This window comes from Flagellimonas abyssi (assembly GCF_019457905.1).
GTDB classification, from domain to species: domain Bacteria; phylum Bacteroidota; class Bacteroidia; order Flavobacteriales; family Flavobacteriaceae; genus Flagellimonas; species Flagellimonas abyssi.
The window spans coordinates 68,729-94,454 of the sequence record NZ_JAHZSV010000007.1; the positions used below are offsets into that span (position 1 = coordinate 68,729).

Consider the following 25,726-nt stretch of genomic DNA (forward strand, 5'->3'; position numbering starts at 1 on the left):
CCAAGAATGGCAACAAAAGTAAGACATACAGTCATTTTTTGAAATCTTAAGGTATTCATAACTCTTAATTTATAAAGATTCTAAATAACTTGCGCTCGACTTGGTTAACCTTTAATAATCTACATTTGCAATAAGCATAAATCATACAACGAGTAAATAACATGAAAACGGCTGTTTTTAGCGCAATTCTAATTGCTTTTACAACTCAGGTATTGGCCCAGGACGGACAGGTAACTATTCACCAGGACCCGAAAATAAATGAGTTGGTAAAATTGTACACCAAGGTAAATGCCAACACGGGATATTATCAAATCCAAGTAGGTTTTGGCAATTATCAGAAAGCACAAGACCTATTAAGTCAGGTTGAAATTGATTTTCCTGATTGGTATTCCAAAATAGAGTTTGAGTCCCCGACCTATCGTGTGAGATTGGGACGTTTCAAAACCAAATTGGAGGCCGAAAGAAAATATTTAGAGGTTCGGAAAAAATATCCGGATGCCATGCTCTTAAAACCTGAGCAGAAAGAATCTTAACTAAAAAAATCCCGCCATTGAGCGGGATTTTTTATTTATGATTATTATCATTTACAGCTTTTTCTTCACTGCAACTTCCTGGAAGGCTTCTACAATATCACCTTCCCTAATATCATTGTAGTTCTTGATCTGCAATCCACAGTCGTAACCTTTGGCTACTTCCTTGACATCGTCCTTGAATCGTTTTAACGAGGCCAATTCACCTGTATAGACCACAACACCATCACGGATAAGTCGTATACGCGAGTTTCTAAAGATTTTTCCACTGGTCACCATACAACCCGCAATGGTTCCAATTTTAGAGATTTTGAACGTCTCCCTTATCTCCGCATTACCTGTAACCTCCTCTTTCATCTCTGGAGACAACATGCCCTCCATCGCGTCCTTAAGGTCATTGATGGCATCATAGATAATCGAGTACATCCTGATATCGATTTCCTCTTTATCGGCGATAGACCTGGCATTGCCCATTGGCCTTACGTTAAATCCGATAATAATTGCATCTGAGGCACTTGCCAATAGTACATCCGACTCGGTAATGGCACCTACACCTTTGTGTATGATGTTTACCTGTATCTCGTCGGTAGATAGTTTTTGGAACGAATCCGTCAAGGCTTCTACGGAACCGTCCACATCCCCCTTGAGGATAATGTTAAGCTCTTGGAAGTCGCCCAATGCGATTCTTCGTCCAATTTCATCCAACGTAATATGACGTTGAGTCCTTACAGACTGTTCACGTTGCAATTGCGAACGTTTTGCCGCAATCTGTTTTGCTTCACGCTCATCTTCCAATACATGGAACCTATCACCTGCTTGTGGCGCCCCGTCCAATCCCAAAATAGAAATTGGTGTGGATGGGCCAGCACTATCAATATTGTGTCCTCTTTCATCATGCATGGCCTTTACCTTGCCACTACATGTACCTGCGAGTACATAGTCACCTATTTTAAGGGTACCTGTTTGAACCAAAATAGTGGCAACATAACCTCTACCTTTGTCCAAGAAAGCTTCAACAACCGTTCCCGATGCCAACCTGCCTGGATTTGCTTTCAACTCCAAAAGTTCGGCTTCCAACAATACTTTCTCCAAAAGCTCTTTGACCCCCTGCCCTGTTTTGGCTGAAATGTCATGGGACTGTACTTTACCACCCCAATCTTCTACCAATAAGTTCATTTGAGCCAAGCCTTCCTTAATCTTGTCTGGGTTCGCCGTTGGTTTATCAACCTTGTTGATAGCAAACACTATCGGCACTCCGGCTGCCTGAGCATGACTTATAGCTTCTTTTGTTTGAGGCATGATATCATCATCTGCAGCGATTACAATAATGGCAATATCGGTTACTTGAGCTCCACGCGCCCTCATTGCGGTAAACGCTTCGTGACCGGGAGTATCCAAGAAGGTGATTTTTTGTCCATCTTCCAAAGCAACCCCATAGGCACCAATGTGCTGTGTTATTCCACCACTTTCCCCGGCTATCACATTCTCTTGACGAACATAATCCAGCAAGGATGTTTTACCGTGGTCAACGTGTCCCATTACAGTAACAATTGGTGCACGGGCCTTCAAATCTTCTGGGCTATCCTCGACCTCCTCAATGGTTTCTTCGATTTCCGCAGTAACGAATTCCACTTCGTAACCAAATTCATCGGCCACAATGGAAAGTGTTTCTGCATCCAAACGTTGGTTGAGCGTCACCATGATACCAAGGGACATACAAGCCGAGATAATCTGGGTGGTAGAAACGTTCATCATGGTAGCAAGCTCGTTCACGGTAACAAATTCCGTCACCTTCAAAATCTTGCTGTCCAATTCCTGTTGTTCAAGGTCTTTCTCCGTTTGTTGACGGTGCTGATCTCTTTTCTCCCTACGATATTTGGCTCCTCGACCTTTACTGGATTTACCCTGAAGTTTTTCAAGGGTCTCCCTTACTTGTTTTTGTACTTCTTCTTCTGTAGGCTCAACTTTAGGTGCATTGGAACGCTGTCCCTTTCTACCTACTCCAGGCCTACTATTTCTATTGCCCCCACCAGTTTGCGGGCCATTCTTTACTATTCTTCTACGACGCTTTTTGCGCTCTCCGGCATCGGATGAAGCCCCTCCCTTGTTTCCTTTTTGAGGGTCTTCCTTTTTCTTTTTCACCGGTTTCTTGAACTGCGAAAGGTCAATTTTATCACCTGTGATTTTAGGTCCGGAAAGTTTCTGGTAATTGGTCTTTAAAGTACCAGACTCAGTGCTTTCCGTAGCCTCTTTTGGTTTTTCCGCCTCAACCTTTTCCTCCTTGGTTTCAGTTTCTTTACTTTCTTTCTCTACGGCTTTTTCCGGCTCCGAAGCTTTAGGCTTTTCAGTCTCTTTGGCTTTTTCTGGCTCAACTTTTGGCGCTTCTTCTTTCTGAGCTGGCGCTTCTTCTTGCTGTTTTGGCTCTTCTTTCTTTGGCTGCTCTGGCTTTTTATCCAAATCGATTTTGCCTACTGTCTTTGGTCCAGCAAGCTCCGCTTTGGCCTTTACTACTTCCTGCTCAGCCTCTTTCTTCTCTTTGGCCAACCTGCGCTCTTCCTGCTCCTTCTCCATACGGATTCGGATAGCTTCTTTTTCCTTGCGCTTTTCTTCACCAACTTCCTTAGAAGCGACCTTTTTACTCTTATCCGTTTGGAACTCATCCAACAGAACTTGATACACCTCATTGGATATTTTAGTGGTAGGACGCGCCTCTACCTCATGCCCTTCCGAGGCTAGGTAATCGACTGCCCTATCCAGTGAAATGTTCAATTCTCTGAGAACTTTGTTAAGTCGTATTGTTGGATTTTCTGCCATAAATAATTTTACTTCCCTAAATTTTCGCTGCTAATATAAGCCTAATCTTCAAATTCTTCCTTGAGGATGCGAACGACTTCCTGAATTGTTTCCTCTTCTAAATCGGTTCGCTTCGCCAAGTCTTTAACATCTTGCTCCAGAACGCTGCGTGCGGTATCCAATCCAATCTTCTTGAACTCTTCGATTACCCAGCCTTCGATTTCATCGGAAAACTCGGTCAACTCCACATCTTCCTCAACGCCTTCACGGAACACATCTATTTCATAACCAGTCAATTGACCAGCCAAACGTATATTATGCCCACCTCTACCAATAGCTTTGGAAACCTCCTCCGGCTTTAGGTATACTTGTGCTGTTTTTTTCTCATCGTTTAGTTTAACGGATGATACTCTTGCAGGACTTAAAGCCCTAGTCACCATCAATTGCGGATTGTTGGTCCAATTGATCACATCAATATTTTCGTTGCCCAACTCACGTACGATACCATGGATTCTTGAACCCTTCATACCCACACAGGCACCCACGGGATCAATTCTATCATCATAGGAGTCAACAGCAACTTTCGCTTTTTCACCTGGGATACGAACTGCTTTTTTAATGGTGATCAAGCCATCGAACACCTCTGGAATCTCTTGAAAGAACAATTGCTCCAAGAAAATCGGTGATGTTCTGGACATGATAATGGCCGGCTTGTTTCCTTTAAGTTCCACACTTTCGATAATTCCTCGAACATTATCTCCCTTTCGGAAAAAGTCGGAAGGTATCTGCTTTTCCTTTGGAAGGATGATTTCGTTTCCTTCATCATCCAACAAAATTACTGCACGATGTCTGATATGATGCACCTCAGCGGTATATATCTCACCTTCCAAGTCTTTAAATTGCTTGTAGATGGTGGTATTATCGTGCTCATGTATCTTGGATATCAAGTTTTGGCGCAATGCCAGAATAGCTCTTCTCCCAAGATCGATAAGCTTTACCTCTTCTGATACATCCTCGCCAACTTCAAAATCGGGCTCGATTTTTCTAGCTTCGGACAAGGATATTTCCTCATTGGGCTCTTCAACCTCCCCATCTTCAACCACCACACGGTTTCTCCATATTTCCAAATCCCCTTTATCGGGGTTGATAATGATATCAAAATTGTCGTCAGAACCAAATTTTTTCTTTAACGCACTTCGGAATACTTCTTCCAAAATCGCCATAAGGGTCACCCTGTCAATAAACTTATCGTCCTTAAACTCCGAAAAGGATTCGATGAGCGCTAGGTTTTCCATTTTCTACTACAATTAAAATTTTAATTTAACTTTTGCCTCTTGAATGTCAGAAAAGGCGATTTCCTGCTTTTTCTGTACTGTAACTTTTCCTTTACCCACGGGTTTGGGCTCACGAGCCTTCCACTCCAAGGTAATGCTATCTGTCGAGGTCGCTACCAATGTACCCTCCAATTGCCCAGAGGTGGTCTTGACCTGTAATTTTCTTCCAACATTTTTATTGTACTGACGGGGCAACCTTAACGGCGAAGTAGCTCCGGCCGATGTAACCTCCAAGGAAAAATCCTCTTCCTCGCGATCCAAATTATGTTCAATGGCCCTACTAATGTTCATACAGTCTTGCAGACTCACCCCTTCATCACCATCCAAAACCACTTTGATACTGTTGTCGCTGCCCATTTTAAAATCTACCAAGAACAAGGAAGAGTGCTCTTCCAACGCCTTGCCCAGCAACGATTCCACTTTATCCTTCAACATAAAAATGAGAAATAAGTAATAAAAGAGGGGACTCAAGGTCCCCTCATGAATACTTTTATATCCGTTCAGTTTTGCAAATATACAACAAATAATATCGCATGTGCAACCCCTCCCCGAACAAAAATAAGTTGTCCCTATCTATTTTTCAATGTATTAACTTATACAAATCATAAAGAAAGGTGCATGCGAACCCGTACATCTCATTCAAACGAACCATATAGTTTGACCACAAAACATGCCATTCTCCATATATCACCATGTTAACACTCCTTTTACAACCGTTCACAACAAATATTTTGAAGCCTCTGTGCACCAGTTAATTTTGTGCAAGATTGAAATAAATACATGGGCACAACCTCGTTCTTTAATAAAAAGATGAATCATTTTCCCAGTGGATGGATGCTACTATTGGCATTTTTCTTGTTGGGAACCTTTCTTTCATTTTCACAGACCACTATTTGGAGCGAAAACTTCACATATGGAAATGGGACAGAAAATGGAACAGCTACTGGACCTTCTTTATCGTCATGGACTACCAATGGAGGAAATAAGTTGTCGGTAATAAACAATTCGTTAAGAGGTAGAAATCTGGATGCAGGGCGGACCTGGCAGGTCAACCCCATTGACATTACCGGATACGACTATATTGGTTTTAGCATGGACACCTGGGTGGATGACCCAAATGATATGGAAAATGGAAGTGATTATATGATTGGCGAATACCGGGTTGATGGAGGTTCTTGGCAACAATTTGTAAATGCATCCGGTTCAAATTCCGATCCTTTAAACTCTTCATATGGGTTTGGATTTTCCAGCACTGCCAACTCCACCTTAGAGATTAGGGTTAGAATGGACAACGACAATAATAGCGAGCAATATTTTATAGATAATGCAGCTGTGAAGGGAATCTCCGGCATTTGTAATGGTGAGGTTGACTTTGAATTTTACGACAGTTCACCTTCCGGAAGCACTGTGGACAACATCCCAATATCGGGATATCTCGGATCCGGTACTTATACTAGTTTTGATGTAGATGCGCTTCAAAATCAAGAAGACCCAGGAGATACCGATAACTTTAGCATTAGGTACACGGGATTCATCCAAATAGATACACAGGGAAGCTACACATTTTACACGACTTCAGATGATGGCTCCAAATTATACATCGACGGGGCCCAGGTAGTGAACAACGATGGCGCACATGGCTCCCAAGAACGTTCGGGAACCATAACCTTATCACCCGGACTTCACGATATCACCGTGCTATTCTTTGAAAATGGAGGAGGAGAAAATCTATCTGTAGCATATCAAGGTCCGTCCATTTCAAAACAGAACATCCCTTTTTCCAAATTATATTCAACATGTAGCGCAAGTAGTGCCGACCTTGATGGTGATGGTGTACCTGATACAGCTGATGTCGATGACGACAATGACGGTATTTTGGATGTTGATGAATGTGGAGGAGTCTCAGGGAATTTTGTGCAAACAGCGACCAACGTTCAATATTTTAGAGACCCATCCAATGCGGAAGGTAACCCAGGCACCTCATATGCCTATAACTCCACATCTACCTATGAAGATCAATCCATTATATCATTTCAGTTTGCCAACCCAATTCCAATAGGGACTACTGTTAGCGTGTTTTTATCGGCAGCCTCGGGCACTTCGGATATGCAAATCCAATATTCCAATGGCACTTACTTAGCTGATGCCACCGCAATTCCCTCTGGGTCGATTACCGAAATAACTTTTAATGTATCACAAAGTAATTTTCAATCCTTTAGGGTAATAGCCTATCAAACCAGAGCTCGTGTCCATGGTGCAAGCTACGGTGGCGCGGTTGATTGCACAACGGTTGACACAGATGGTGATGGTATTCCAAACTATCAGGATTTGGACAGTGACGGAGATGGCATACCGGACAATGTGGAGGCTCAAACATCTTTAAACTATATAGCACCTTCGGGAATAGATGCCAATAACAACGGACTAGACGACGCCTACGAAAGCAGCGGAATCACCCCCGTAGATACCGATGGGGACGGAGCACCTGATTTTATGGATTTGGATTCTGACAATGATGGGACCTCCGACACCACCGAAGCAGTCTTGACACTTTCAGGGTCGGATAGCGATAATGATGGCTTGGACAATAATATCGACACCACAACCGGATACGCCGACCCAGGAGGCACCATAGACAATCCACTGAACACTAACGGAGGCTCTTTGATGCTGCCCGACTCTGATGGTGATGTTACCTCGGGAGGGGATTTAGATTTTAGGGACGATACTTTTGACGATAATGACCCACCATCCATAACCGCAACCGGAGACCAAACATTTTGTCCAGGCGACCCAATTCCCGTGGTGGAAACCGTAGAGATCACCGATACCGACAGTAGTACCTTGGACGCTGTTTATATTCAAATTACTTCCAACTACGATGTATCAGGCGATGTATTGAGCTTAACAGGAACACACCCTAACATAACAGCTAGTTGGGACACCTCAGAAGGAAGATTGTTCTTGGAGGGACCCGCGACCTTGGCAGAATTTGAAGCCGCAATTGCTGGTGTGATTTTCCAAACCACCGCAACTGTAAACGGTGGGGATACACGGACGTTTTCCATTGTAATGAACGAGGCCAACTATTTGGAATCGACAGGACACTATTATGAATACGTGGCCGCAGAGGGAATCACATGGACAGCCGCCAGGGATGCGGCCGCGCTAAGAACATTTTATGGACTACAGGGATATTTGGCCACAATCTCTGTTCAGGACGAGTCCGACCTCTTGGGCTCGCAGGCACCGGGAGCGGGATGGATAGGGGCAAGTGATGCCACGACCGAAGGAGATTGGTATTGGGTAACCGGACCCGAAACTGGAACTCTCTTTTGGAGAGGCACTGGCGGAGGAACCGCATTTGGATATGAATTCTGGAACTCCGGCGAACCCAACAATTCCGGAAATGAAGATTATGCACATATAACAGCTCCAGGAGTAGGACTACCAGGTTCATGGAACGACTTATCCAATACGGGGGCCGCAAGCGGCGATTATCAGCCCAAAGGATATTTGGTGGAGTATGGGGGGATGCCAGGCGACCCACCTTACCCTGATTTGGCTGCCACAACAACAATAACGGTAGAAACGGAAGCTCCAACTTCCAGTACACCTTCGCCAATAACGGTAAATTGTGCTTCCGATATTCCAACACCAGATGTAACCGTAATAACCGACGAAGCTGACAATTGTGATCCAAATCCAACGGTGACCTTTGTGAGCGATGTAAGTGATGGCGGAAGCGACCCCGAAACCATTACACGTACCTATCGCATTACCGATGCGGCAGGAAACACCCTGGACGTGGAGCAAACCATTACCGTAACACCATTTAGCGTATCCACACAACCAACCGACCAAACCGTGGTTGTGGGAAACAATGGCTACCTTTCGGTTGTGGCCAGCAATGTGGACACCTACCAATGGCAGGTAAGTACCGATGGCGGAAGTAATTTTGTGCCTATTGCCGACGGAAGTGAATACACGGGAACATCTAGCGCAAACCTGACCCTTACAACTCCGGATTCCGCAAAAGACAGTTACATATATCGTGTGCTTGTTTCCAATTCGTCCGGAAGCTGCACTCCCCTAGCCTCCGATCAAGCGACATTGACCGTGAAGAACGGAAGAGTGATCACCAACAGGGGAATTACTTACCGGGTGAACAAAAACTGATTAGAAAATATTTAAAAAAACAAACCCCGCAAATTTGACTTTGCGGGGTTTTTTATTGCTACCTAATGTTTCAACATGCTAACAGGTTATTTCAATATCGCCATAATATCCTTTTGACCCCTTGTCCTGCCAAACACTAAGATTTATAAAACAATCCTCCTGCCATGGTGGTTCAAAACTAAAAAAGCCAGGATAAAAATCAGGGGTATCCCCATCCTCTCCTTGATAATACGTTGGTTTTCCGAAAAAGTATTCATCTGGAAGACTGCCAAGATGATCATATAGAGTGAAGCTTCCTGCTTCTTTTTGTAAAAGCCCTTCCAACCTTTTCAAAACATCCGCCCCAATTATGGTCGCTAGATCATATCCTACATATCTCTCTTTAGCTTCAATCCACCATCCAATGATACTGGACCTCATGTAAAGTTCTTCACTATTACCCCCTAAATCTAATGTTTCAGACGGTTCATATTCATCTCCATTGGGGTATTCCCTTATTTTTAGATCAGCAACAGGGCCATCATAAAAAAACACCTCCGAATCCAAACCATCCACCTCTACGAAAAAATAATAAATACCAGAGTCTTTGGGAGTCTCATTAAAAATGTCGTGTGGCTTAATTTCGGCTAGATTGAACTGGCCCGCAAATATCATATCCTCAGGAAACTCCAACGAGTCCGGCAGATGAGGAAGTCCGTACAGTTTGGTGGTTCCCAATGGCACCTCTTCTTCAGAATCATACGCTGTTAATTCTGGGATCAGATAGTACAGCAACCATTTTTTAAGATAGTTTTTTAGGCTTTCGGAACTCAATTCAGTTCCTGCACTTTCGTTGAACTTGGCAATGTGCTCTTCGTTAAAGTCAAAGCCATCTATCACAGCCTTTGCTTTTTCCAATACATTCATACGCTTTCGCATTTAATAGGTTAATAAAAGATTTGGGATAAATGCTACGTAGATGTTTCAAATATGGAATTATTTTTTGAGTGACACAACCCTTGAAGGCACCACTCTTTTTTCTGAAAAAATATTTGCACCATGGATCAAAATAAGATATACCTTCGCCCTCCAATAAATGACACTAGAACAGAAAGTCCGATCGGTTGAAGCGTTATTCAGTCAATTGGAGCAAGAAACCCAACAGTTTCAGGAAAAATCGAAGCTTGGTTGTGTTTCCGGTTGTGGAAAATGTTGCACCTATCCCAACATTGATGCATCACCCTTGGAATTTTTACCATGGGCATTCCAGTTATTTTTATCAGGTAAGGCCGAAGAAGCCCTTGAGTCTTTGAACACGTCCCACGATCGAACTTGTTTTTTGTTGACACCGGTCTCCATAGTGAGCAAGGGCCACTGTGGCAGTTATAGTCAGAGAGGTTTGATTTGTAGGCTTTTTGGCTATGCCGCAAGCAAGGATAAGGACGGGAATCTGCGCTTGGCCACTTGTAAAATAATCAAAGAGGAACAGGCTGAAAATTATCAAGCCACCTCCGAAGCAATTTCAAAGGGAATGTATGTCCCCGTATTTACGGATTACTACATGCAACTGAACCAAATCGATTATCAAATGGGTTCCAAAATCATGCCCATCAACAAAGCATTGATAATGGCATTGGAGGAGGTACTGCAATATTACACCTACAGGCCAATGCCCAGCATGGATAAGCAAATCGTTTAAACAAAAAATATAACAATAAAAAAGCCCCTCAAATCCGATGATTTAAGGGGCTTTTTGTTGGCCTACAAGGACTCGAACCTTGAACGACTGAACCAAAATCAGCTGTGTTACCAATTACACCATAGGCCAGTACCATATAAAAGCTAAATTTGATTCAGCTTTTGAGCGTGCAAATTTAAAACAAACTTTGGTTTCAACAAATATTTTTGATAAGAATACACGCTATTTTTCTTGAACATGGGTGTTAAAGGTTTTCCAAAAAGGGCTAGGCTTCTGTTCTATATTTACTAAATTCGCCACAATTCGGTTAATAACCAACTCTTATGTTTGCAAAAGACTTCAAAAAATGGGATACCATCCTTGGGTGGACTTCCTTCGCCATTGCGTTTATAGTATATGCCCTTACCGTTGAACCCACAGGAAGTTTTTGGGATGCAGGTGAATACATTTCCACTTCGGCAAAGTTACAAGTAGGGCACCCGCCCGGGGCTCCATTATTGCAAATGATTGGTGCCTTCTTCGCCATGTTCGCCTTTGGCGACCCTACGAAAATAGCTCTTATGGTAAATGCTGTATCCATTGTATCCAGTGCTTTTGCCGTATTGTTTACTTTCTGGACCATTACCAACTTAACAGGAAAGTTGGTTGCCAAAAAGAATGAAATGACCGATAGCAAGGCTATTGCCATACTTGGCAGTGGTTTGGTCGGAGCGCTTGCATTTACATTTTCAGATAGTTTTTGGTTCAACGCTGTAGAGACCGAGGTGTATGCCATGGCCAGTTTTATGATGGCATTATTGCTCTGGTTGGGCCTAAAATGGACAGATAATTTGGGAGACCCTAGAGGTCACCGATGGCTCATGCTCATCTCTTTTGTAATAGGTCTTACCTTTGGTATACAGTTCATGGGCTTCTTGGCGATTCCTTCCATAGGATTGCTCTACTATTTCAAAAAATATAAGACCACCACGGTTAAAAACTTCTTATTGGCCAACATAATTGTTGTAGCGGTACTCATCTTGGTCTACAAATTCTCCTTGACCTACGTTCTGGAACTATTTGGTTGGAGCGAGGTATTCTTTATAAACGAAATTGGGCTACCCTTTAATTCGGGATCCATCATCATGGGGCTATTATTTGTGGCCGCTTTCTATTTCGGTTTGAGATACACCCGAAAACACAATTATTACAATGCCAATATTGTTGTACTTTGTTTGATGTTCCTTATCCTAGGATTCTCTTCTTGGTTGATGCTTCCCATTAGAGCAAATGCAAAAACCGTTGTCAATGAGAACAACCCGGCCGATGCCCGAGCGCTACTGGCCTACTATAACAGGGAACAATATCCAGGGGTAGATAGTCCTGTTTACGGAGCCTATTACTCGGACACCTTTGCGACTTCGGGAGAAGATAGGGATGATAGCCCGAAGTACGAAAAAGACTTGGAAACGGGCAAATATGTTATCGTAAACCATTACAAAGGAGCTATTCCAGGCCCCAACGAAAAGCACGTAGGGTTTTTGCCCAGAATGTGGAGCGATCAACACGCCGAAAACTATATGAAATATTTTGGCGCCCTGGAATTCAAGATAAAATCGGAATATATATCCAATAACGATCTTCGACAGGCGGTAAACCAATTCAAAACAGCCTATTCGCAAGGAGAACTGGATACAGAACAATATATCCGCTTTTTAAGGGAATTCGGTGAATATATTGAGGTGCAACCCCCTACCCTTTGGCAAAACGTAGAGTACCTTTTCGATTTCCAGTTCAGCTATATGTACATGCGTTATTTCATGTGGAATTTCGTTGGAAAACAAAATGATATGCAGGGCAGGTACGATGAAAACGGAAACTGGCTCAGCGGCATCAATTTTATTGACAGTATTCGGTTGGGCAGCCAAGAAAACCTCCCCAGTGACTGGAAAAATAACAAGGGTCGAAATACCTATTTCTTCCTACCGCTATTGCTCGGAATTTTAGGTATTGTCTTCCAAGTTTCCAGAAACCCAAAACAGTTTTGGGTGCTCTTCGTGTTCTTTATGTTCACGGGGCTTGCGATACAGTTTTATACCAACCCATACATCTTTCAACCTAGGGAAAGGGATTACTCCTTGGTAGGGTCCTTCTATGTATTCTGTATATGGATAGGTATCGGTGTATACGGACTGTTTGAAGAATTTAAAAAATTGGTTTCGTCCAAAATAGCGGCTCCGGCAATCACAACTATATGTCTTTTGGCGGTACCATTGCTGATGGGCTATCAAAACTGGGACGATCATGATAGATCTGACCGATATACGGCCCCAGCTACGGCAAAAGCTTATCTAGATTCCACGAAAGAAGATGCGGGAGCCATATTGTTCACAATCGGGGACAATGACACCTTCCCAATATGGTACGCCCAAGAAATCGAGAATTATAGAACAGACGTCCGTGTGGTCAATACCAGCCTTTTTGCAACAGATTGGTACATTGACCAGATGAAGCGAAAAGCGTACGAAAGCGATGCCATTCCATCGCAATTAACGCATGACAAGTATAGGTACGGAACTAGGGATGCCATCTATTACCAAGGCATTACCGACAACAGGTGGGACATTAAGGACTTCATCAATTGGGTGGATAGTGATAAGCCACAAACTAAATTCAGGCATATACTCACCAATCAGGGAGCAGATTTAAGCAATTACTCCGAAAGCACCTTGGATATTGTGTACTACCCCACCAATAAGATCAGGATTCCTGTCAACAAACAAAATGTATTGGAAAGTGGCCTTGTCAAAGAGAAGGATTCTGCCTTGATCGTGGATTATATCGATATTGACCTGCCAACCGGTGCACTTCCCAAGAACAGGATATTGATGTTGGACCTCATCGCCAACAACGATTGGAAGCGCCCCATCTATTTTTCCGGAGGTAGTTTTGACAGTGCAGAATACATCTGGATGAAGGATTACCTGCAACTCGATGGACTTGTGTACAAATTGGTCCCCATCAAAACGCCAAACAGAAATTCCTTTGAAATGGGCCGAATCGATACCGATCTGATGTACGATATTGTCAAGGATTGGGAATGGGGCAATGCAGGAAGCGATGAGATCTATCACGATCCACAAACGCGTTCACAGGGACTTTCTTTTAGAAGCAATTTGGCCCGCCTGATGGAAACCTTGATTGCAGAAAACAAGATTGATGAGGCCAAGGACGTCATCAATATTGCCATGGAAAACATGCCCGTGGAGCATTATTATTTCTATGCCTTTGTTGAACCATTTGTAGATGGCTATTATAAAGTGGGCGAAACCCAAAAAGCCCGAGAGCTTTTCGGCAAGCTCAAAAAGGTCTATCAAGAACATTTGGAATACTACGCCAACATTCCTTTGGATGAGCAATACGATAAAATAGACGACATCCTATCCGATATGCAGGCCTACCGTAGAAACATTGACATTTTGATTGAAAATGGGGACAAGGAATTGGCAGAGTCGGAAACCATTATCTTCAATGAGTACATTGACAAATTCTCCCAATTTGTGGATGAAGAGGAGGATGTAATGGATGAATCAATCCCCCCGATAGACCCGGACATGGAAGGTTCCGTTCCAATCGATGCACCCGACAGTATTCCAGAGTCCATAATTCCAGAAGAAGAATAGCATAAAAAAAGTGGGGAAAAACCTCGCTTTTTTTATTGGATGTATTCGTTTAGGATACCGATCAAGGTATTGGCGTCCTGCTCTCCGCTTTGGCGCCAGACCATTTCACCTTTTTTGTAGATCATTAAAGTGGGCAGCCCTTTGATACGGAGTGCCTGTGAAAGTTCCTTGTTCTTGTCCACATCAATTTTTATCACCTTTCCCTTATCGCCAAGAGCAGCGGCAACATCGCTCAACACTGGATGCATAGAGGTGGACTGCTCGTTCCATTCCGCATAAAAGTCTAATAAAACTGGGACCTGTAAATCTATAAGTTCTCCGAATTTGGACATGTATTCTAAGGTTTACAGTCAAAAATAAGAAAAAAGTTGAATGTTTTACAGCCTTTCAACGCTTTGAACATTGCTTCACTCTAAATTGTGATGGGAGCCATCCCAATTCCATTACTCATAAACTTCAAAATCGTCTTGGAAAACTACTTTTCCCTTCTCATCGGTAAGTTCAACAAAATCAATGGACCCGGTTCCCTCGAATACATAGGAAAGACCTACAATGTTTCCAAGGTCCTCTTGGTAATTCTCAGAATAGGCTTCCTTCCCATTCAACAATATGGTGGCTTTCTTTCCCTCGACCTTTATCTCCAAATCATTCCATTCATAAAGGTCCGTTCCCAATTTGGAGAGATTATTGTCCTTCCCGGACTTGTAGATTTCACCCAATTTATAGCTGGCCCCCGTTTCACAGCCGTTGCGGACAAGCTTAGCCGAAAATACATGCTCGGTGGTAATCAATAAAACATTTACCCACGGACAGTTGGATTCCAACGCCTTTTCCACTTTGATTTTTGTTTTGAATCCAAAGTTATTGGAAGAAACCCCATAGTCATCGCTATGCGAAATGCGAGACATAAAGTAGCGGGAAGTATCCAAGCCTCGTTTTTTAAGCAGCTCGATAGGCAGATGCAATCTTCCATCCGCAACAAATCTCTCGCCCTTAAAATCGATAAATATGTCGTCGGCCTCAGAATAATATACATGTGGCTCCCAGCCATCGCTTAAAATATGGACCGCTTGGGTGGCGACCACCTCATCATTCGCAATCAATTTGGCTCGGTGGAAACCACTTTCATAATAGGTTGAAGCATACACCTCCTTTTTGGGGTCGATTTTTTCCTTGCGCCAGGCATTCCAAGATTGTTGGATAAAAAAACTGTCGGCTACCACATGGCTCAGGTCATACTCGAAAATAAACGTATTCGGAACACCTTTGGCAACCGTTTTGTCCGCACTAAAGCTTACGGGACCCTCAATTTTTACGTTTGATGCCCCACTTTCTCCAAAAGAAAACACGATTACCGTCAAAATAATCGCCACTATAGGTGCTGCCAAATAAAAGGGCCATTTGCTTCTTTTTGAACCCTTCTCTTCTTCAAGCTTGGCTTTTTGATGCTGAATCTTAAAATCCTGCCAGTTTTTATAGCCAAGCACTTCCACAAGGGCATTCAAGGTAGCGATTTGGGGCTGTGTTTTATAAGTGCCCTTCCACACCCGTTTTAAAGTGGACAAACTGATGTAGTACCCAGTATGCTCCTCAATATAGGAGGAAAGCTGCTCCAAATCCTTCTGGGTATATCCATGTCCGTTGCCGAAGGAAAATTTCTCTTCAAGCAATTTCATGCACAATTCGATATGGTAATTATCAGGGCTTTTCATAGCATACTCGAAGATATTAATATTCGCCCAAAATTGTTCGGTTTTCGGTAAATGACCGAATTTTGAACTCGATTTGGTCGGCTTTTGCCTGCTCATCAAGCCTTGTTCTGCGGTAATTTTGGATTTCAATCAAAAAACAAACACAATGAAATCCTTAAAAACATGTTTATTATCCATTTTCTTATTGACCATTTCTTTTTCCGTTCTAGGACAAACCAACAAAAATCTTGATGACCCTAAAAATTGGGAGGTCCACAATAGGGAGGTCGATTTTGACAACGGGGTCATTCATTTGAACGGTAAACCCGGGGACGGCCTTTTATGGCTGAAAGGCTCCGATTTTCAGAACGGCACCATTGAACTCGACATCAAAGGAAAGAATAAGACCGGTGCAAGTTTCGTTGGGGTGGCCTTTAACGGGAAAGACAATTCCATTTTCGATGCCGTTTACTTTAGGCCCTTCAACTTTCAGAATCCAAATAAAAAAGAGCATATGGTACAATACATTGCCATGCCACATTTGGATTGGAAAACCTTGCGCGAAAACCACCCAGGAAAATATGAGACCCATATCGACCCCGCTCCTGCCCCCGATGACTGGTTCCATGTAAAATTGGAAATCCATTATCCCAAAGTGGATGTTTATGTGGATGGTTCAAACACTCCCACTTTTACGGTCGAAGAACAGATCAATGTCAGTGGCCACGGAAAAATTGGCCTTTGGGTAGGTGAAGGCAGCGAAGGCTGGTTCAAAAACATTTCCATAAAGCGGAACACAATGGATGATTACACCCATATTTTGATGGATGTTGCGCATGATCAGGTGTTTTGGAACGACCCCAAATCCATGGATTTGGAGAATGAAAAAATCAGTAGGGTCTATATGATGACGGAGGAACTCTACAAAACAGCAAGAGCCATCAACGCCACAGTGGATTATGCGAAAACAGAAATAGATTCAAAGATGTTGTCGGACATCGACATTCTGTACATCCACATTCCCAAAAAACAGTACACAGAAAAAGAGGTCAAGGCCATCCACAAGTTTATTGACGGGGGCGGAAGTCTATTTATCATAATGGACAGTGAGTATTGGTCATCTTTGAGCGACACGAATGTTAACGACCTCATAGCGCCCTACGGCATCCAATATGGAGATGCCATCCCCGATAAACTTCCGGGCGGCCACACTATAAAAGGGGAAATACACAATGAGCCATTAAAAATATCCTATCATGAAGCCAGAAAAGTAATCGGTGGAACTCCTTTTGTTTATGGAGATGAATTGGGTAAAGCCTATCCCGCGGCTACCTACGTAAAGACCAAAAAAGGAGGAAAACTAGTGGTCATGGGCGAAGCCATGGTTTCACTTTATATGACCAGTTGGGAAGGCGTGGACGATTACCAATGTCAAGAATTTATGCAAGATGTCTTCAATTGGTTGAAGTAATCCTGTACTTAGGCCAATCCCTTCTTCTTCAAAGTAATTACGGATATCTCGGGCCAAATTCCAAAACGGCCCGGGTATCCAATAAATCCGAAACCTCGGTTCACGTTGATGAACTGTCCCAATTCTTTATAAATGCCCGCCCAATATTTGTAGCGCCACTTCACGGGGCTCCACTTCACCCATCCTGGAATCTCCACCCCAAACTGCATGCCGTGGGTGTGTCCGCTCAAGGTCAAATGAAAATGGTAGTCGTCATGGATTACCACATCCTCCCAGTGTGATGGATCGTGGCTTAATAATATTTTAAAATCTTCCGGAGAAATACCTTCCTTGGCCTTTTGGAGGTCGCCCGCTTTCTTAAATCCGCCGCGGCCCCAGTTCTCCACTCCTACGAGTGCAATCTTATCCCCATCCTTTTCCAAAAACCGATTGGAGTTCAGCAACAGGTCAAAACCCATTTCCTTTTGCATGGTCTTGAGATATTCCAAGTTCTCTTCCTTATCTTCCTCCGTATCCCAAACGGCATAATCCCCATAATCGTGGTTGCCCAAAATGGAGTATACGCCATCCTTGGCATCCAGACGGGAGAAAACCTCTTTCCATGGTTCCAGCTCATCGGACTTTAGGTTCACGATATCACCTGTAAAGAAAATGACGTCGCTCTTCTGTTCGTTGACCAGATTTACACCATATTCAACTTTCTGGTAATCGTCAAAACTACCGCTGTGCACATCGGATATTTGGGTAATCTGATAATTGTGGAAAGCATCGGGCAAGTCATCAAATTCCAGCTCATACTTCAATACCTGATAGTTATATTTTCCACGGTACATTCCATACAACAACGCTCCAAAAGGCAAGGCCGCCAAACCGAGCGCTATACCACTTATAAATTTTCTGCGTGATGGAAAGTACCCTGCATCAGGATCGGAGACACCTACAATTTTATTGTAACCAAAGCCCAACAGCCGTACAATATCCTCCAACAAAAGGAAGAACCCCAACACCAGTGCCAATAAAAAGAATGCAGCGAAAATGGTGCCTGCAATGGCTGCAGTTCCTTTAAATCCATCCCCCTCGTCATAGGTCATAACCTTAATGGTCAAAAAAATCAAGGCACCCAAAAACAGTATAATGTAGGCCCAATGCATCAACGGACTCTTGAACAGCGTACGGAATGCTTGAAAACCATAGACGGCCAGCACCAAGTAAAGAATTGCCAAAATGATAAATCGGGACATACAATTTTTTTACAAAATTAGGGCTAATCTGCTTTTTAGCAGTGCTTTTTACTATTATTTAACGGCTCGAACAATCGAGGTCAGTGTTTCCAAATTCGAAACGGCCACCTCATCTTCCACTAAATGTTTGGCGGAGTTCATACTGATTTTCCCATTCAGCACAATCAGATTTCCAAAGGAAGTACCCGAACAATGTATGGCATGCAGACCAATATCTTTAAATTTTGATGCGTTCCCTGGTGATACTCCCCCTCCTGCCATAATGGTCATGGATGTTTTTTGTTGCCAAAACTCCAAGCTTTTGATTCCCTTTTCTGCACATGGTTCTCCGCCAGAAGTTAAAATGGTCTGAACCCCTATCGCTTCAAGCTGTTGGATGGCTTCCAAAGGTTCGGCCACCCAATCAAACGCACGATGAAAGGTAAAATGCATCGGCTTGGCCAATTCCACCAAAACTTTTGTTCGTCCAACATCCAACGAAAAATCATCCATCAGAATCCCCGAAACAATACCATGCACCCCTAGGGCTTTACATGCCAAGATATCGGCCTTCATCACTTCAAATTCAGCATCGGAATACGTAAAATGTCCGCCCCTAGGACGAATTAGAACATGAACGGGAATCGACAACTCCCTTTTCACCAATTGAATCAATCCTGCGGATGGGGTGACACCGCCAACACCAAGCTCCGAACAAAGTTCAATTCGATTCGCTCCTGCCCTTTCGGCATTCCTTGCCGATTCCAAGGAATTGGCACACACTTCTACGATCATATTGTATCTTTATAACCCTTAAAATTAAACATACCAACCCATGGAACGACGCAAATTCATCAAAAATTCCAGTCTGTCCGCTGCTGGACTGGTTTCCGCCTCCACATTGGCCGCCTGTAAAACGGACACAAAGCCCGAAGTTGCCCCAGCTTCCACCATTCCTGTACAAACCGCCGTAAAACCGATTGTGGTCTGCACCTGGAACTTTTTTAACGCCACAGAAAAGGCCTGGGAAGTCTTAAAATCGGGCGGCAATGCACTTGATGCCGTGGAACAGGGCGTTAGGGTCGAAGAAGCTGACGAAACCAATGAGACCGTGGGCAAAGGCGGTCGTCCCGATCGTGATGGCAACGTGACTTTGGATGCCTGCATAATGGACAAAGATGGCAATTGCGGTTCCGTGGTCTGCATGCAGAACATTGTGCACCCCGTTTCCGTGGCCCGAAAGGTGATGGAAGAAACACCTCACATCATTTTAGCAGGTAAGGGTGCCGAAAAATTTGCCTACGAACAAGGTTTTAAAAAGGAGGACCTGTTTACCGAAAGTACACGAAAACAATACGAAGAGTGGCTGAAAACCTCCAAATACGAGACCACCATCAATATAGAAAACCACGACACCATTGGTATGCTCGCCATTGACGACAATGGGGACATTGCGGGAGCATGCACCACCAGCGGCATGGCCTACAAAGTGGCTGGGCGCGTTGGGGACTCCCCCATTATTGGCGCGGGACTTTTCATTGATAACGAAGTGGGCGGTGCCACGGCCACGGGAGTTGGTGAGGAAGTCATCCGTACTGTGGGCAGTTTTTTGATCGTGGAACTCATGCGTCAAGGAAAAAGCCCGCAAGAAGCCTGTGAGGAAGGTGTAAAACGCATCATGAAGAAAAATGAGGGCCGAAAAGATTTCCAAATCGGGTTCTTGGCCATCAACAAAAATGGGGAAACGGGCGGTTACTGCGTGCACCCTGGGTTTACGTATCGGGAGTATTCCGAGAACGGGCACGAAAACCGAGAAGTGACCAGTTTTTATGAATAGATTGCCAGACGCAAGACCGCTGCGCTTTTGGAAACAAGAATCAAGACTTTTTCACTCAATTATCTTGATTCTTGACTCTTTGCTCTTGGTTCTAAAAAACCGTCTCAAATCTCGCATCTAGAATCTCACATCTTTTAAACAGCAATTCGTACATTTAAAAATTCGTACTTCTAACTTTGTACTTCAAAAAAATTATAAAATGTCTGACCAAAAAAGACTATTCCTACTAGACGCCTACGCGCTTATTTTTCGTGGCTACTACGCCCTCATCAAAAACCCAAGAATCAATTCCAAGGGCATGGACACCTCAGCCATTATGGGATTTATGAATTCCCTTTTTGATGTGATCAAACGCGAGCAGCCCGACCATTTAGCGGTTGCTTTTGATAAAGGAGGCAGCGTAGAGCGTGTGGAAATGTTCGAGGACTATAAAGCAAACCGTGATGAAACGCCCGATGCCATTCGTATCGCCGTGCCCTACATCCAACAAATTTTGGAGGCCATGAAAATTCCGATCGTGGAATTGGAAGGCTACGAAGCCGATGACCTCATTGGAACGGTGGCCAAACAGGCAGAAAAGGAAAATTACAAGGTATTTATGGTCACGCCCGACAAGGATTTTGGTCAGTTGGTGAGCGAAAACATTTTTATGTACCGCCCCGCCCGAATGGGCAATGGTATCGAAATCTGGGGCATCCCCGAAGTACAGAAACGCTTCGGTGTTAAGCGTCCCGAACAGGTAATCGATTATTTGGGGATGATGGGCGATGCCAGTGACAATATTCCAGGCCTCCCAGGTGTAGGCGACAAAACGGCCAAAAAATTTATTGAGCAGTTCGATTCCATGGAAGGATTGTTGGCCAATACCGACAAGCTCAAGGGAAAGATGAAAGAGAAGGTGGAAGAGAATGCCGAGTTGGGACGATTGTCCAGAAAATTGGCAGAGATCAAAACGGATTGCGATGTACAATTCCATGCGGAGGATTACGAAATGTGTCCACCCGATGCCGAAAAAGTCCAGGAAATATTTGAAGAGCTTGAATTCCGTAGACTGAAAGACCAATTCATCAAATTATTTACAGAAGAAGCCGAGGCAACTACCCAAGTAACCAGTACACAAACGGCAAAAAAGGAAGCACAAGTGGCGGGAAGCGGTCAGTTTACCCTATTTGGCGGTGACCCATCCGAAGCTGCAGCCACCATTAAAGATGTGAACAGCCGAATGACCATCGGTGATGTGCCCCATTTTTATCAGAATGTGCAAGATGGTCTGGGCATGGAACTTTTTATGGACATGCTGATGAAACAACCTTCCGTATGTTTTGATACGGAGACCACGTCCCTCAATCCGTTGGAAGCCGAATTGGTCGGGATTGCCTTTAGTTGGTCGCCAGGCAAAGGGTTTTATGTGCCCTTCCCAGACAATGAAAACGATGCGAAACCTTTGATTGAAAAACTGCGTCCGTTTTTTGAATCCGAAGCCATCGAAAAGGTAGGACAAAACCTCAAGTACGATATTAAAGTGATGAAAAACTATGGTGTGGAAGTCAAGGGCAAACTGTTCGATACCATGCTGGCCCACTACCTCATCAACCCCGATATGCGCCATAATATGGATGTATTGGCTGAAACGTACCTCAACTATACCCCCATTTCCATCACAGAACTCATTGGCAAAAAAGGCAAAAATCAGCTCAATATGCGGGACGTTCCTTTGGAAAAGCAAACGGAATATGCGGTGGAAGATGCCGATGTTACCTTTCAATTGGGGCTAAAATTTACGCCAGAGCTCAAAGATGCCCATACTGACAAGCTGTTCTCTGATATTGAGATTCCTTTGCTTCGCGTATTGGCGGATATGGAATTGGAAGGCATCAATCTGGACAAGGATTATCTGGGTGGCCTTTCGGAACAGTTGGACAAGGACATCAAGGAACTGGAGCAAAGTATTTATAAGGAAGCGGGCGAGGAATTCAACATTGCTTCTCCTAAACAATTAGGGGACATCCTATTTGATAAGCTCAAGCTGGTGGACAAACCCAAAAAGACCAAAACGGGCCAGTTTTCCACTTCGGAAGATGTGCTCTCCTACTTGGCCAAGGACCACAAGATCATCCAAAACGTGTTGGACTACCGTGGATTGGCCAAGCTAAAAAGTACCTACGTGGATGCCCTACCGAACGAGGTTCAGGAAAAAACAGGTCGCGTACATACCGATTATATGCAAACCGTTGCCGCTACGGGCCGTTTGAGCAGCAACAACCCGAACCTTCAGAACATACCGATCCGAACCGAACGTGGCAGACAGGTGCGAAAGGCCTTTATACCACGGGATGAAAACTATGTGCTCTTGGCTGCGGATTATTCACAGATAGAGTTGCGCATCATCGCGGCATTGAGTGAAGAAGACACAATGATCTCTGCCTTTAAAAATGGTGAGGATATTCACGCTTCCACTGCATCCAAGGTTTTTAACGTGCCAATTGACGAAGTGACCCGCGAACAGCGTAGCAATGCCAAAACGGTAAACTTTGGGATCATTTACGGGGTGTCTGCTTTTGGATTGAGCAACCAAACGGATTTGAGCCGTTCGGAGGCGAAGGAACTTATTGACACCTATTACAAAACCTACCCGAAGTTGCGCAATTACATGAGCGAACTTGTGGATTTTGCCCGTGATAATGGCTACGTGCAAACAGTGTTGGGCCGTCGCAGGTATTTAAAGGACATCAATGCGGGAAACCAAGTGGTGCGCGGAGCTGCGGAACGAAACGCGGTGAACGCCCCCATTCAAGGGAGTGCTGCGGACATCATCAAGATTGCGATGATCAACATCCATAAAAAGCTTTCCGAAGGCAAATACAAGACCAAAATGTTGTTGCAGGTACATGATGAATTGGTGTTCGATTGCTACAAGCCCGAACTGGAGGAAATGAAAAAGCTCATCAAGTCCGAAATGGAAAATGCCTACAAACTTTCTGTTCCTTTGGATGTGGAAGTGGGTATTGGTGAGAATTGGTTGGAGGCGCATTGACATAAAAGAAGTAAGTTAAACTACTTTTCACACGATGGTTTTGGCATACCTTTTTGTTTTGATTGTCCTCGTCATTGGAATCCTATGGATTATCAATGTTCCCATGCTATCAAAATGGAAGAACAATAAATTATCTTTTGGGTTAAACACTTTATTGTTCATTATATATACTTTGTATTTGATTTATGGCAATCCTCCCTTTATCGGTCACGACGAATATGGCATTAGAAGTTTATGGTTTATCATATTATTTCCGATGATACATATTGTTATCAATCTTCTCCTCATCTTGATTATTAGGTGGGGATATAAGAAAGTGGAATTCAAATAAACTTTTAACAAAACCCAATTTTATTATTTGCAGGCCGTCATACATAAAATCATTAATAGTAACTTTAGTTTAAATGGAAAATATAATAACAAAAGGCACTGGATTTTCTGAATATGAAGCTAGGATTAAAGTATTGGTTTTATCATCTTCGGTAAGATTTGAAAACTTGGCTAGTATGTTTTTGAGAACAGTTTTAAAACTCGAAGATTCAGCAATATCAACGGGAAACACAAGTCAAGCTTTATCAATGAATCAAAAATTGATATTGCTGCTAGACTCTAAATTACTCGACAAGGAGTATAAGAAATACATCAAAACATTTTTTGATATACGTAATCAATTTGTTCACAATGCCTCAGCTAAATCATTTGAAGATTGTTTAACATTTTTGGATGGAACTGAGAACTTTCTGGAAAAAAAATACAAGGACAAGAGAACTGCAAATGAAAAAGCAGGTGGAGAAAGAGCTGCTAAAGAAAAAGCTGATGATGAAATTAATAATATGGAATTACTTTCATTCAATATAAGTGATAAAGAAAAGCTTTTATACAAATATTGGGTCTCCTTAGCAGAAGATGTGATAATTGGATTCGAAAAAATGATGGCTAAAATTTATCCATTGAATGATAAATAATAAAAAACAACCACCATCTCCAACCTCCCCAAACAAAAATACTGCAAAATGTCATCCTTCAATCTTGTATGTTATACCCATCCTTGAAAAATTCTAAATGAACCCCTCCAAACACATCCTCCCCATCATCGTGTTGTCACAGTTTTGCTGTACTTCGCTTTGGTTTGCGAGCAATGGGGTTATGCGCGATTTGGTGGCCACCTTCGGGCTAAATGACAATGCTGTGGGCCACCTGACCTCTGCAGTCCAGTTTGGGTTTATCGTCGGTACCTTGGTCTTTGCCGTTTTGTCCATTGCCGATAGGTTTTCCCCATCCAAGGTATTTTTTTCCTGTGCTGTTTTGGGGGCACTTTTCAATTTGGGGGTGGTTTGGGAAGGTAACAGCTTAGGTAGTCTCCTCTCCTTTCGGTTTTTTACAGGATTTTTTCTCGCGGGCATCTATCCCGTAGGCATGAAGATTGCCGCAGACTATTTTGAAAAAGGTCTCGGTAAATCATTGGGATATTTGGTTGGCGCGCTCGTGGTCGGTACTGCATTTCCACATTTGTTAAAAGAAATGACCGATACCTTTTCTTGGAAAGCCGTTATAGTTTCGACCTCGTCCCTATCCCTATTGGGCGGAACTTTAATGGTCACGCTTGTTCCCAACGGACCTTACCGTAAACAAAGTCAACAATTACAATTGTCCGCTTTTTTAACCGTATTTCGGAACAAAAGCTTCCGCTCGGCGGCCTTCGGGTATTTTGGGCATATGTGGGAACTCTACGCGTTTTGGGCGTTCGTTCCGATCATGTTGCAGACCTACGCCCTGTTGCATCCACAAACCATGTTCAACATTCCGCTGCTGTCCTTTCTGATCATAGGAGTTGGAGGATTGGCCTGTGTTTTAGGCGGGTATCTCGCCCAATCAATCGGGACCAAGAAAGTGGCATTTATGGCGCTATTGCTTTCGTGCTTCTGCTGTTTGGTTTCCCCTTTCCTATTTAGTCAAGAATCCGAAATACTTTTTGTGGCCTTTCTCATTTTTTGGGGGGTGGTGGTCATTGCAGATTCACCATTGTTTTCCACCTTGGTGGCACAAAATGCATCTACGGAAATAAAAGGAACAGCGCTCACCATCGTAAACTGCGTAGGTTTTGCCATTACCATTGTCAGTATTCAATTGCTGAATGAAATGCGAACGTGGACAGGTTCCAATTCAGTGTACATGATTTTAGCGTTGGGACCGCTTCTTGGTCTGATGGCGCTGGCCTTTAAAAGCAAACCATCTTTCGGCCGATGATCAATCCCGCTGTGATCAAATAAATCCCTATCTTGAAATGTCTTTTTTAA

At 43.4% G+C, this 25,726-nt stretch carries 17 protein-coding genes and 1 tRNA gene; 9 read left to right on the plus strand and 9 right to left on the minus strand.

Annotated elements, in window-relative coordinates; genetic code table 11:
- Positions 1-161 precede the first annotated feature (161 nt).
- Positions 162-533: an SPOR domain-containing protein gene (locus tag K1F36_RS06740; protein WP_220113134.1), complete on the plus strand. Its 372-nt coding sequence runs from the start codon at positions 162-164 to the stop codon at positions 531-533.
- Positions 534-584: 51 nt separating this feature from the next.
- On the opposite strand, the gene infB is transcribed toward K1F36_RS06740, so the two are convergent.
- The 3 genes from infB to rimP are packed head-to-tail and all read right to left on the minus strand — an operon-like array spanning position 585 to position 5,092.
- Positions 585-3,344 carry a translation initiation factor IF-2 gene (gene infB / locus K1F36_RS06745; RefSeq protein WP_220113135.1) on the minus strand — a complete coding sequence of 920 codons (2,760 nt, stop codon included), beginning with the start codon at positions 3,342-3,344 and terminating at the stop codon, positions 585-587.
- Between the two features lie 41 nt (positions 3,345-3,385).
- Positions 3,386-4,618: a transcription termination factor NusA gene (gene nusA / locus K1F36_RS06750; protein WP_176619732.1), complete on the minus strand. Its 1,233-nt coding sequence runs from the start codon at positions 4,616-4,618 to the stop codon at positions 3,386-3,388.
- Between the two features lie 12 nt (positions 4,619-4,630).
- Positions 4,631-5,092 (minus strand): ribosome assembly cofactor RimP, encoded by a 462-nt coding sequence (gene rimP, locus K1F36_RS06755; RefSeq protein WP_207034742.1) that lies wholly within the window; start codon positions 5,090-5,092, stop codon positions 4,631-4,633.
- Positions 5,093-5,467: 375 nt separating this feature from the next.
- On the opposite strand from rimP, the gene K1F36_RS06760 reads away from it, so the two are divergent.
- Entirely contained in the window at positions 5,468-8,836 is a 3,369-nt protein-coding gene (locus tag K1F36_RS06760; RefSeq protein WP_220113136.1) for a PA14 domain-containing protein, read from the plus strand.
- 78 nt (positions 8,837-8,914) lie between these two features.
- Here the strand turns inward: K1F36_RS06760 and K1F36_RS06765 are convergent, their stop codons facing one another.
- Positions 8,915-9,754 (minus strand): YwqG family protein, encoded by an 840-nt coding sequence (locus K1F36_RS06765; RefSeq protein ID WP_220113137.1) that lies wholly within the window; start codon positions 9,752-9,754, stop codon positions 8,915-8,917.
- 157 nt (positions 9,755-9,911) lie between these two features.
- On the opposite strand from K1F36_RS06765, the gene K1F36_RS06770 reads away from it, so the two are divergent.
- Positions 9,912-10,514 carry a YkgJ family cysteine cluster protein gene (locus K1F36_RS06770; protein WP_220113138.1) on the plus strand — a complete coding sequence of 201 codons (603 nt, stop codon included), beginning with the start codon at positions 9,912-9,914 and terminating at the stop codon, positions 10,512-10,514.
- A 57-nt stretch (positions 10,515-10,571) separates the two neighbouring features.
- Here the strand turns inward: K1F36_RS06770 and K1F36_RS06775 are convergent.
- Positions 10,572-10,643 (minus strand) — tRNA-Gln (locus K1F36_RS06775).
- A 194-nt stretch (positions 10,644-10,837) separates the two neighbouring features.
- On the opposite strand from K1F36_RS06775, the gene K1F36_RS06780 reads away from it, so the two are divergent.
- Entirely contained in the window at positions 10,838-14,176 is a 3,339-nt protein-coding gene (locus K1F36_RS06780; RefSeq protein WP_220113139.1) for a glycosyltransferase family 117 protein, read from the plus strand.
- A 32-nt stretch (positions 14,177-14,208) separates the two neighbouring features.
- Here K1F36_RS06780 and K1F36_RS06785 read toward each other — a convergent pair whose 3' ends face one another.
- Together K1F36_RS06785 and K1F36_RS06790 are read right to left on the minus strand one after the other, a co-directional pair.
- On the minus strand, positions 14,209-14,508 hold the full coding sequence (locus K1F36_RS06785) for a thioredoxin family protein (protein ID WP_100817192.1): 300 nt from the start codon (positions 14,506-14,508) through the stop codon (positions 14,209-14,211).
- Between the two features lie 111 nt (positions 14,509-14,619).
- Entirely contained in the window at positions 14,620-15,852 is a 1,233-nt protein-coding gene (locus tag K1F36_RS06790; RefSeq protein WP_220113140.1) for a DUF1080 domain-containing protein, read from the minus strand.
- Between the two features lie 181 nt (positions 15,853-16,033).
- On the opposite strand from K1F36_RS06790, the gene K1F36_RS06795 reads away from it, so the two are divergent.
- Positions 16,034-17,338, plus strand: coding sequence for a 3-keto-alpha-glucoside-1,2-lyase-like domain-containing protein (locus K1F36_RS06795; RefSeq protein ID WP_220113141.1), 1,305 nt, complete (start codon positions 16,034-16,036; stop codon positions 17,336-17,338).
- A gap of 8 nt (positions 17,339-17,346) precedes the next feature.
- Here the strand turns inward: K1F36_RS06795 and K1F36_RS06800 are convergent, their stop codons facing one another.
- Together K1F36_RS06800 and K1F36_RS06805 are read right to left on the minus strand one after the other, a co-directional pair.
- Positions 17,347-18,579, minus strand: a complete 1,233-nt coding sequence (locus K1F36_RS06800) for a metallophosphoesterase (RefSeq protein ID WP_220113142.1) — start codon at positions 18,577-18,579, stop codon at positions 17,347-17,349.
- Between the two features lie 54 nt (positions 18,580-18,633).
- Positions 18,634-19,353 (minus strand): copper homeostasis protein CutC, encoded by a 720-nt coding sequence (locus K1F36_RS06805; protein ID WP_220113143.1) that lies wholly within the window; start codon positions 19,351-19,353, stop codon positions 18,634-18,636.
- Positions 19,354-19,393: 40 nt separating this feature from the next.
- Between K1F36_RS06805 and K1F36_RS06810 the strand changes: the two genes are divergently transcribed.
- The 4 genes from K1F36_RS06810 to K1F36_RS06825 all read left to right on the plus strand — a co-directional run bounded on the left by K1F36_RS06810 (position 19,394) and on the right by K1F36_RS06825 (position 25,676).
- Positions 19,394-20,395, plus strand: a complete 1,002-nt coding sequence (locus tag K1F36_RS06810) for an isoaspartyl peptidase/L-asparaginase family protein (protein ID WP_220113144.1) — start codon at positions 19,394-19,396, stop codon at positions 20,393-20,395.
- Between the two features lie 199 nt (positions 20,396-20,594).
- Positions 20,595-23,429 carry a DNA polymerase I gene (gene polA / locus K1F36_RS06815; RefSeq protein WP_220113145.1) on the plus strand — a complete coding sequence of 945 codons (2,835 nt, stop codon included), beginning with the start codon at positions 20,595-20,597 and terminating at the stop codon, positions 23,427-23,429.
- Between the two features lie 404 nt (positions 23,430-23,833).
- On the plus strand, positions 23,834-24,394 hold the full coding sequence (locus K1F36_RS06820; RefSeq protein ID WP_220113146.1) for a hypothetical protein: 561 nt from the start codon (positions 23,834-23,836) through the stop codon (positions 24,392-24,394).
- Between the two features lie 97 nt (positions 24,395-24,491).
- Positions 24,492-25,676, plus strand: a complete 1,185-nt coding sequence (locus K1F36_RS06825) for an MFS transporter (protein WP_220113147.1) — start codon at positions 24,492-24,494, stop codon at positions 25,674-25,676.
- The last annotated feature ends 50 nt before the right edge of the window (positions 25,677-25,726 follow it).

What these genes read in the sequence shown, in the direction of transcription:
- K1F36_RS06805 (WP_220113143.1), bottom strand. Translation starts at nt 19,353, where the DNA reads ATGATCGTAGAAGTGTGTGCCAATTCCTTGGAATCGGCAAGGAATGCC.
- K1F36_RS06800 (WP_220113142.1), bottom strand. Translation starts at nt 18,579, where the DNA reads ATGTCCCGATTTATCATTTTGGCAATTCTTTACTTGGTGCTGGCCGTC.
- K1F36_RS06810 (WP_220113144.1), top strand. Translation starts at nt 19,394, where the DNA reads ATGGAACGACGCAAATTCATCAAAAATTCCAGTCTGTCCGCTGCTGGA.
- infB (WP_220113135.1), bottom strand. Translation starts at nt 3,344, where the DNA reads ATGGCAGAAAATCCAACAATACGACTTAACAAAGTTCTCAGAGAATTG.
- K1F36_RS06770 (WP_220113138.1), top strand. Translation starts at nt 9,912, where the DNA reads ATGACACTAGAACAGAAAGTCCGATCGGTTGAAGCGTTATTCAGTCAA.
- K1F36_RS06795 (WP_220113141.1), top strand. Translation starts at nt 16,034, where the DNA reads ATGAAATCCTTAAAAACATGTTTATTATCCATTTTCTTATTGACCATT.
- K1F36_RS06790 (WP_220113140.1), bottom strand. Translation starts at nt 15,852, where the DNA reads ATGAAATTGCTTGAAGAGAAATTTTCCTTCGGCAACGGACATGGATAT.
- K1F36_RS06760 (WP_220113136.1), top strand. Translation starts at nt 5,468, where the DNA reads ATGAATCATTTTCCCAGTGGATGGATGCTACTATTGGCATTTTTCTTG.
- K1F36_RS06740 (WP_220113134.1), top strand. Translation starts at nt 162, where the DNA reads ATGAAAACGGCTGTTTTTAGCGCAATTCTAATTGCTTTTACAACTCAG.
- K1F36_RS06765 (WP_220113137.1), bottom strand. Translation starts at nt 9,754, where the DNA reads ATGCGAAAGCGTATGAATGTATTGGAAAAAGCAAAGGCTGTGATAGAT.
- nusA (WP_176619732.1), bottom strand. Translation starts at nt 4,618, where the DNA reads ATGGAAAACCTAGCGCTCATCGAATCCTTTTCGGAGTTTAAGGACGAT.
- K1F36_RS06820 (WP_220113146.1), top strand. Translation starts at nt 23,834, where the DNA reads ATGGAAAATATAATAACAAAAGGCACTGGATTTTCTGAATATGAAGCT.
- K1F36_RS06825 (WP_220113147.1), top strand. Translation starts at nt 24,492, where the DNA reads ATGAACCCCTCCAAACACATCCTCCCCATCATCGTGTTGTCACAGTTT.
- polA (WP_220113145.1), top strand. Translation starts at nt 20,595, where the DNA reads ATGTCTGACCAAAAAAGACTATTCCTACTAGACGCCTACGCGCTTATT.
- rimP (WP_207034742.1), bottom strand. Translation starts at nt 5,092, where the DNA reads ATGTTGAAGGATAAAGTGGAATCGTTGCTGGGCAAGGCGTTGGAAGAG.
- K1F36_RS06780 (WP_220113139.1), top strand. Translation starts at nt 10,838, where the DNA reads ATGTTTGCAAAAGACTTCAAAAAATGGGATACCATCCTTGGGTGGACT.
- K1F36_RS06785 (WP_100817192.1), bottom strand. Translation starts at nt 14,508, where the DNA reads ATGTCCAAATTCGGAGAACTTATAGATTTACAGGTCCCAGTTTTATTA.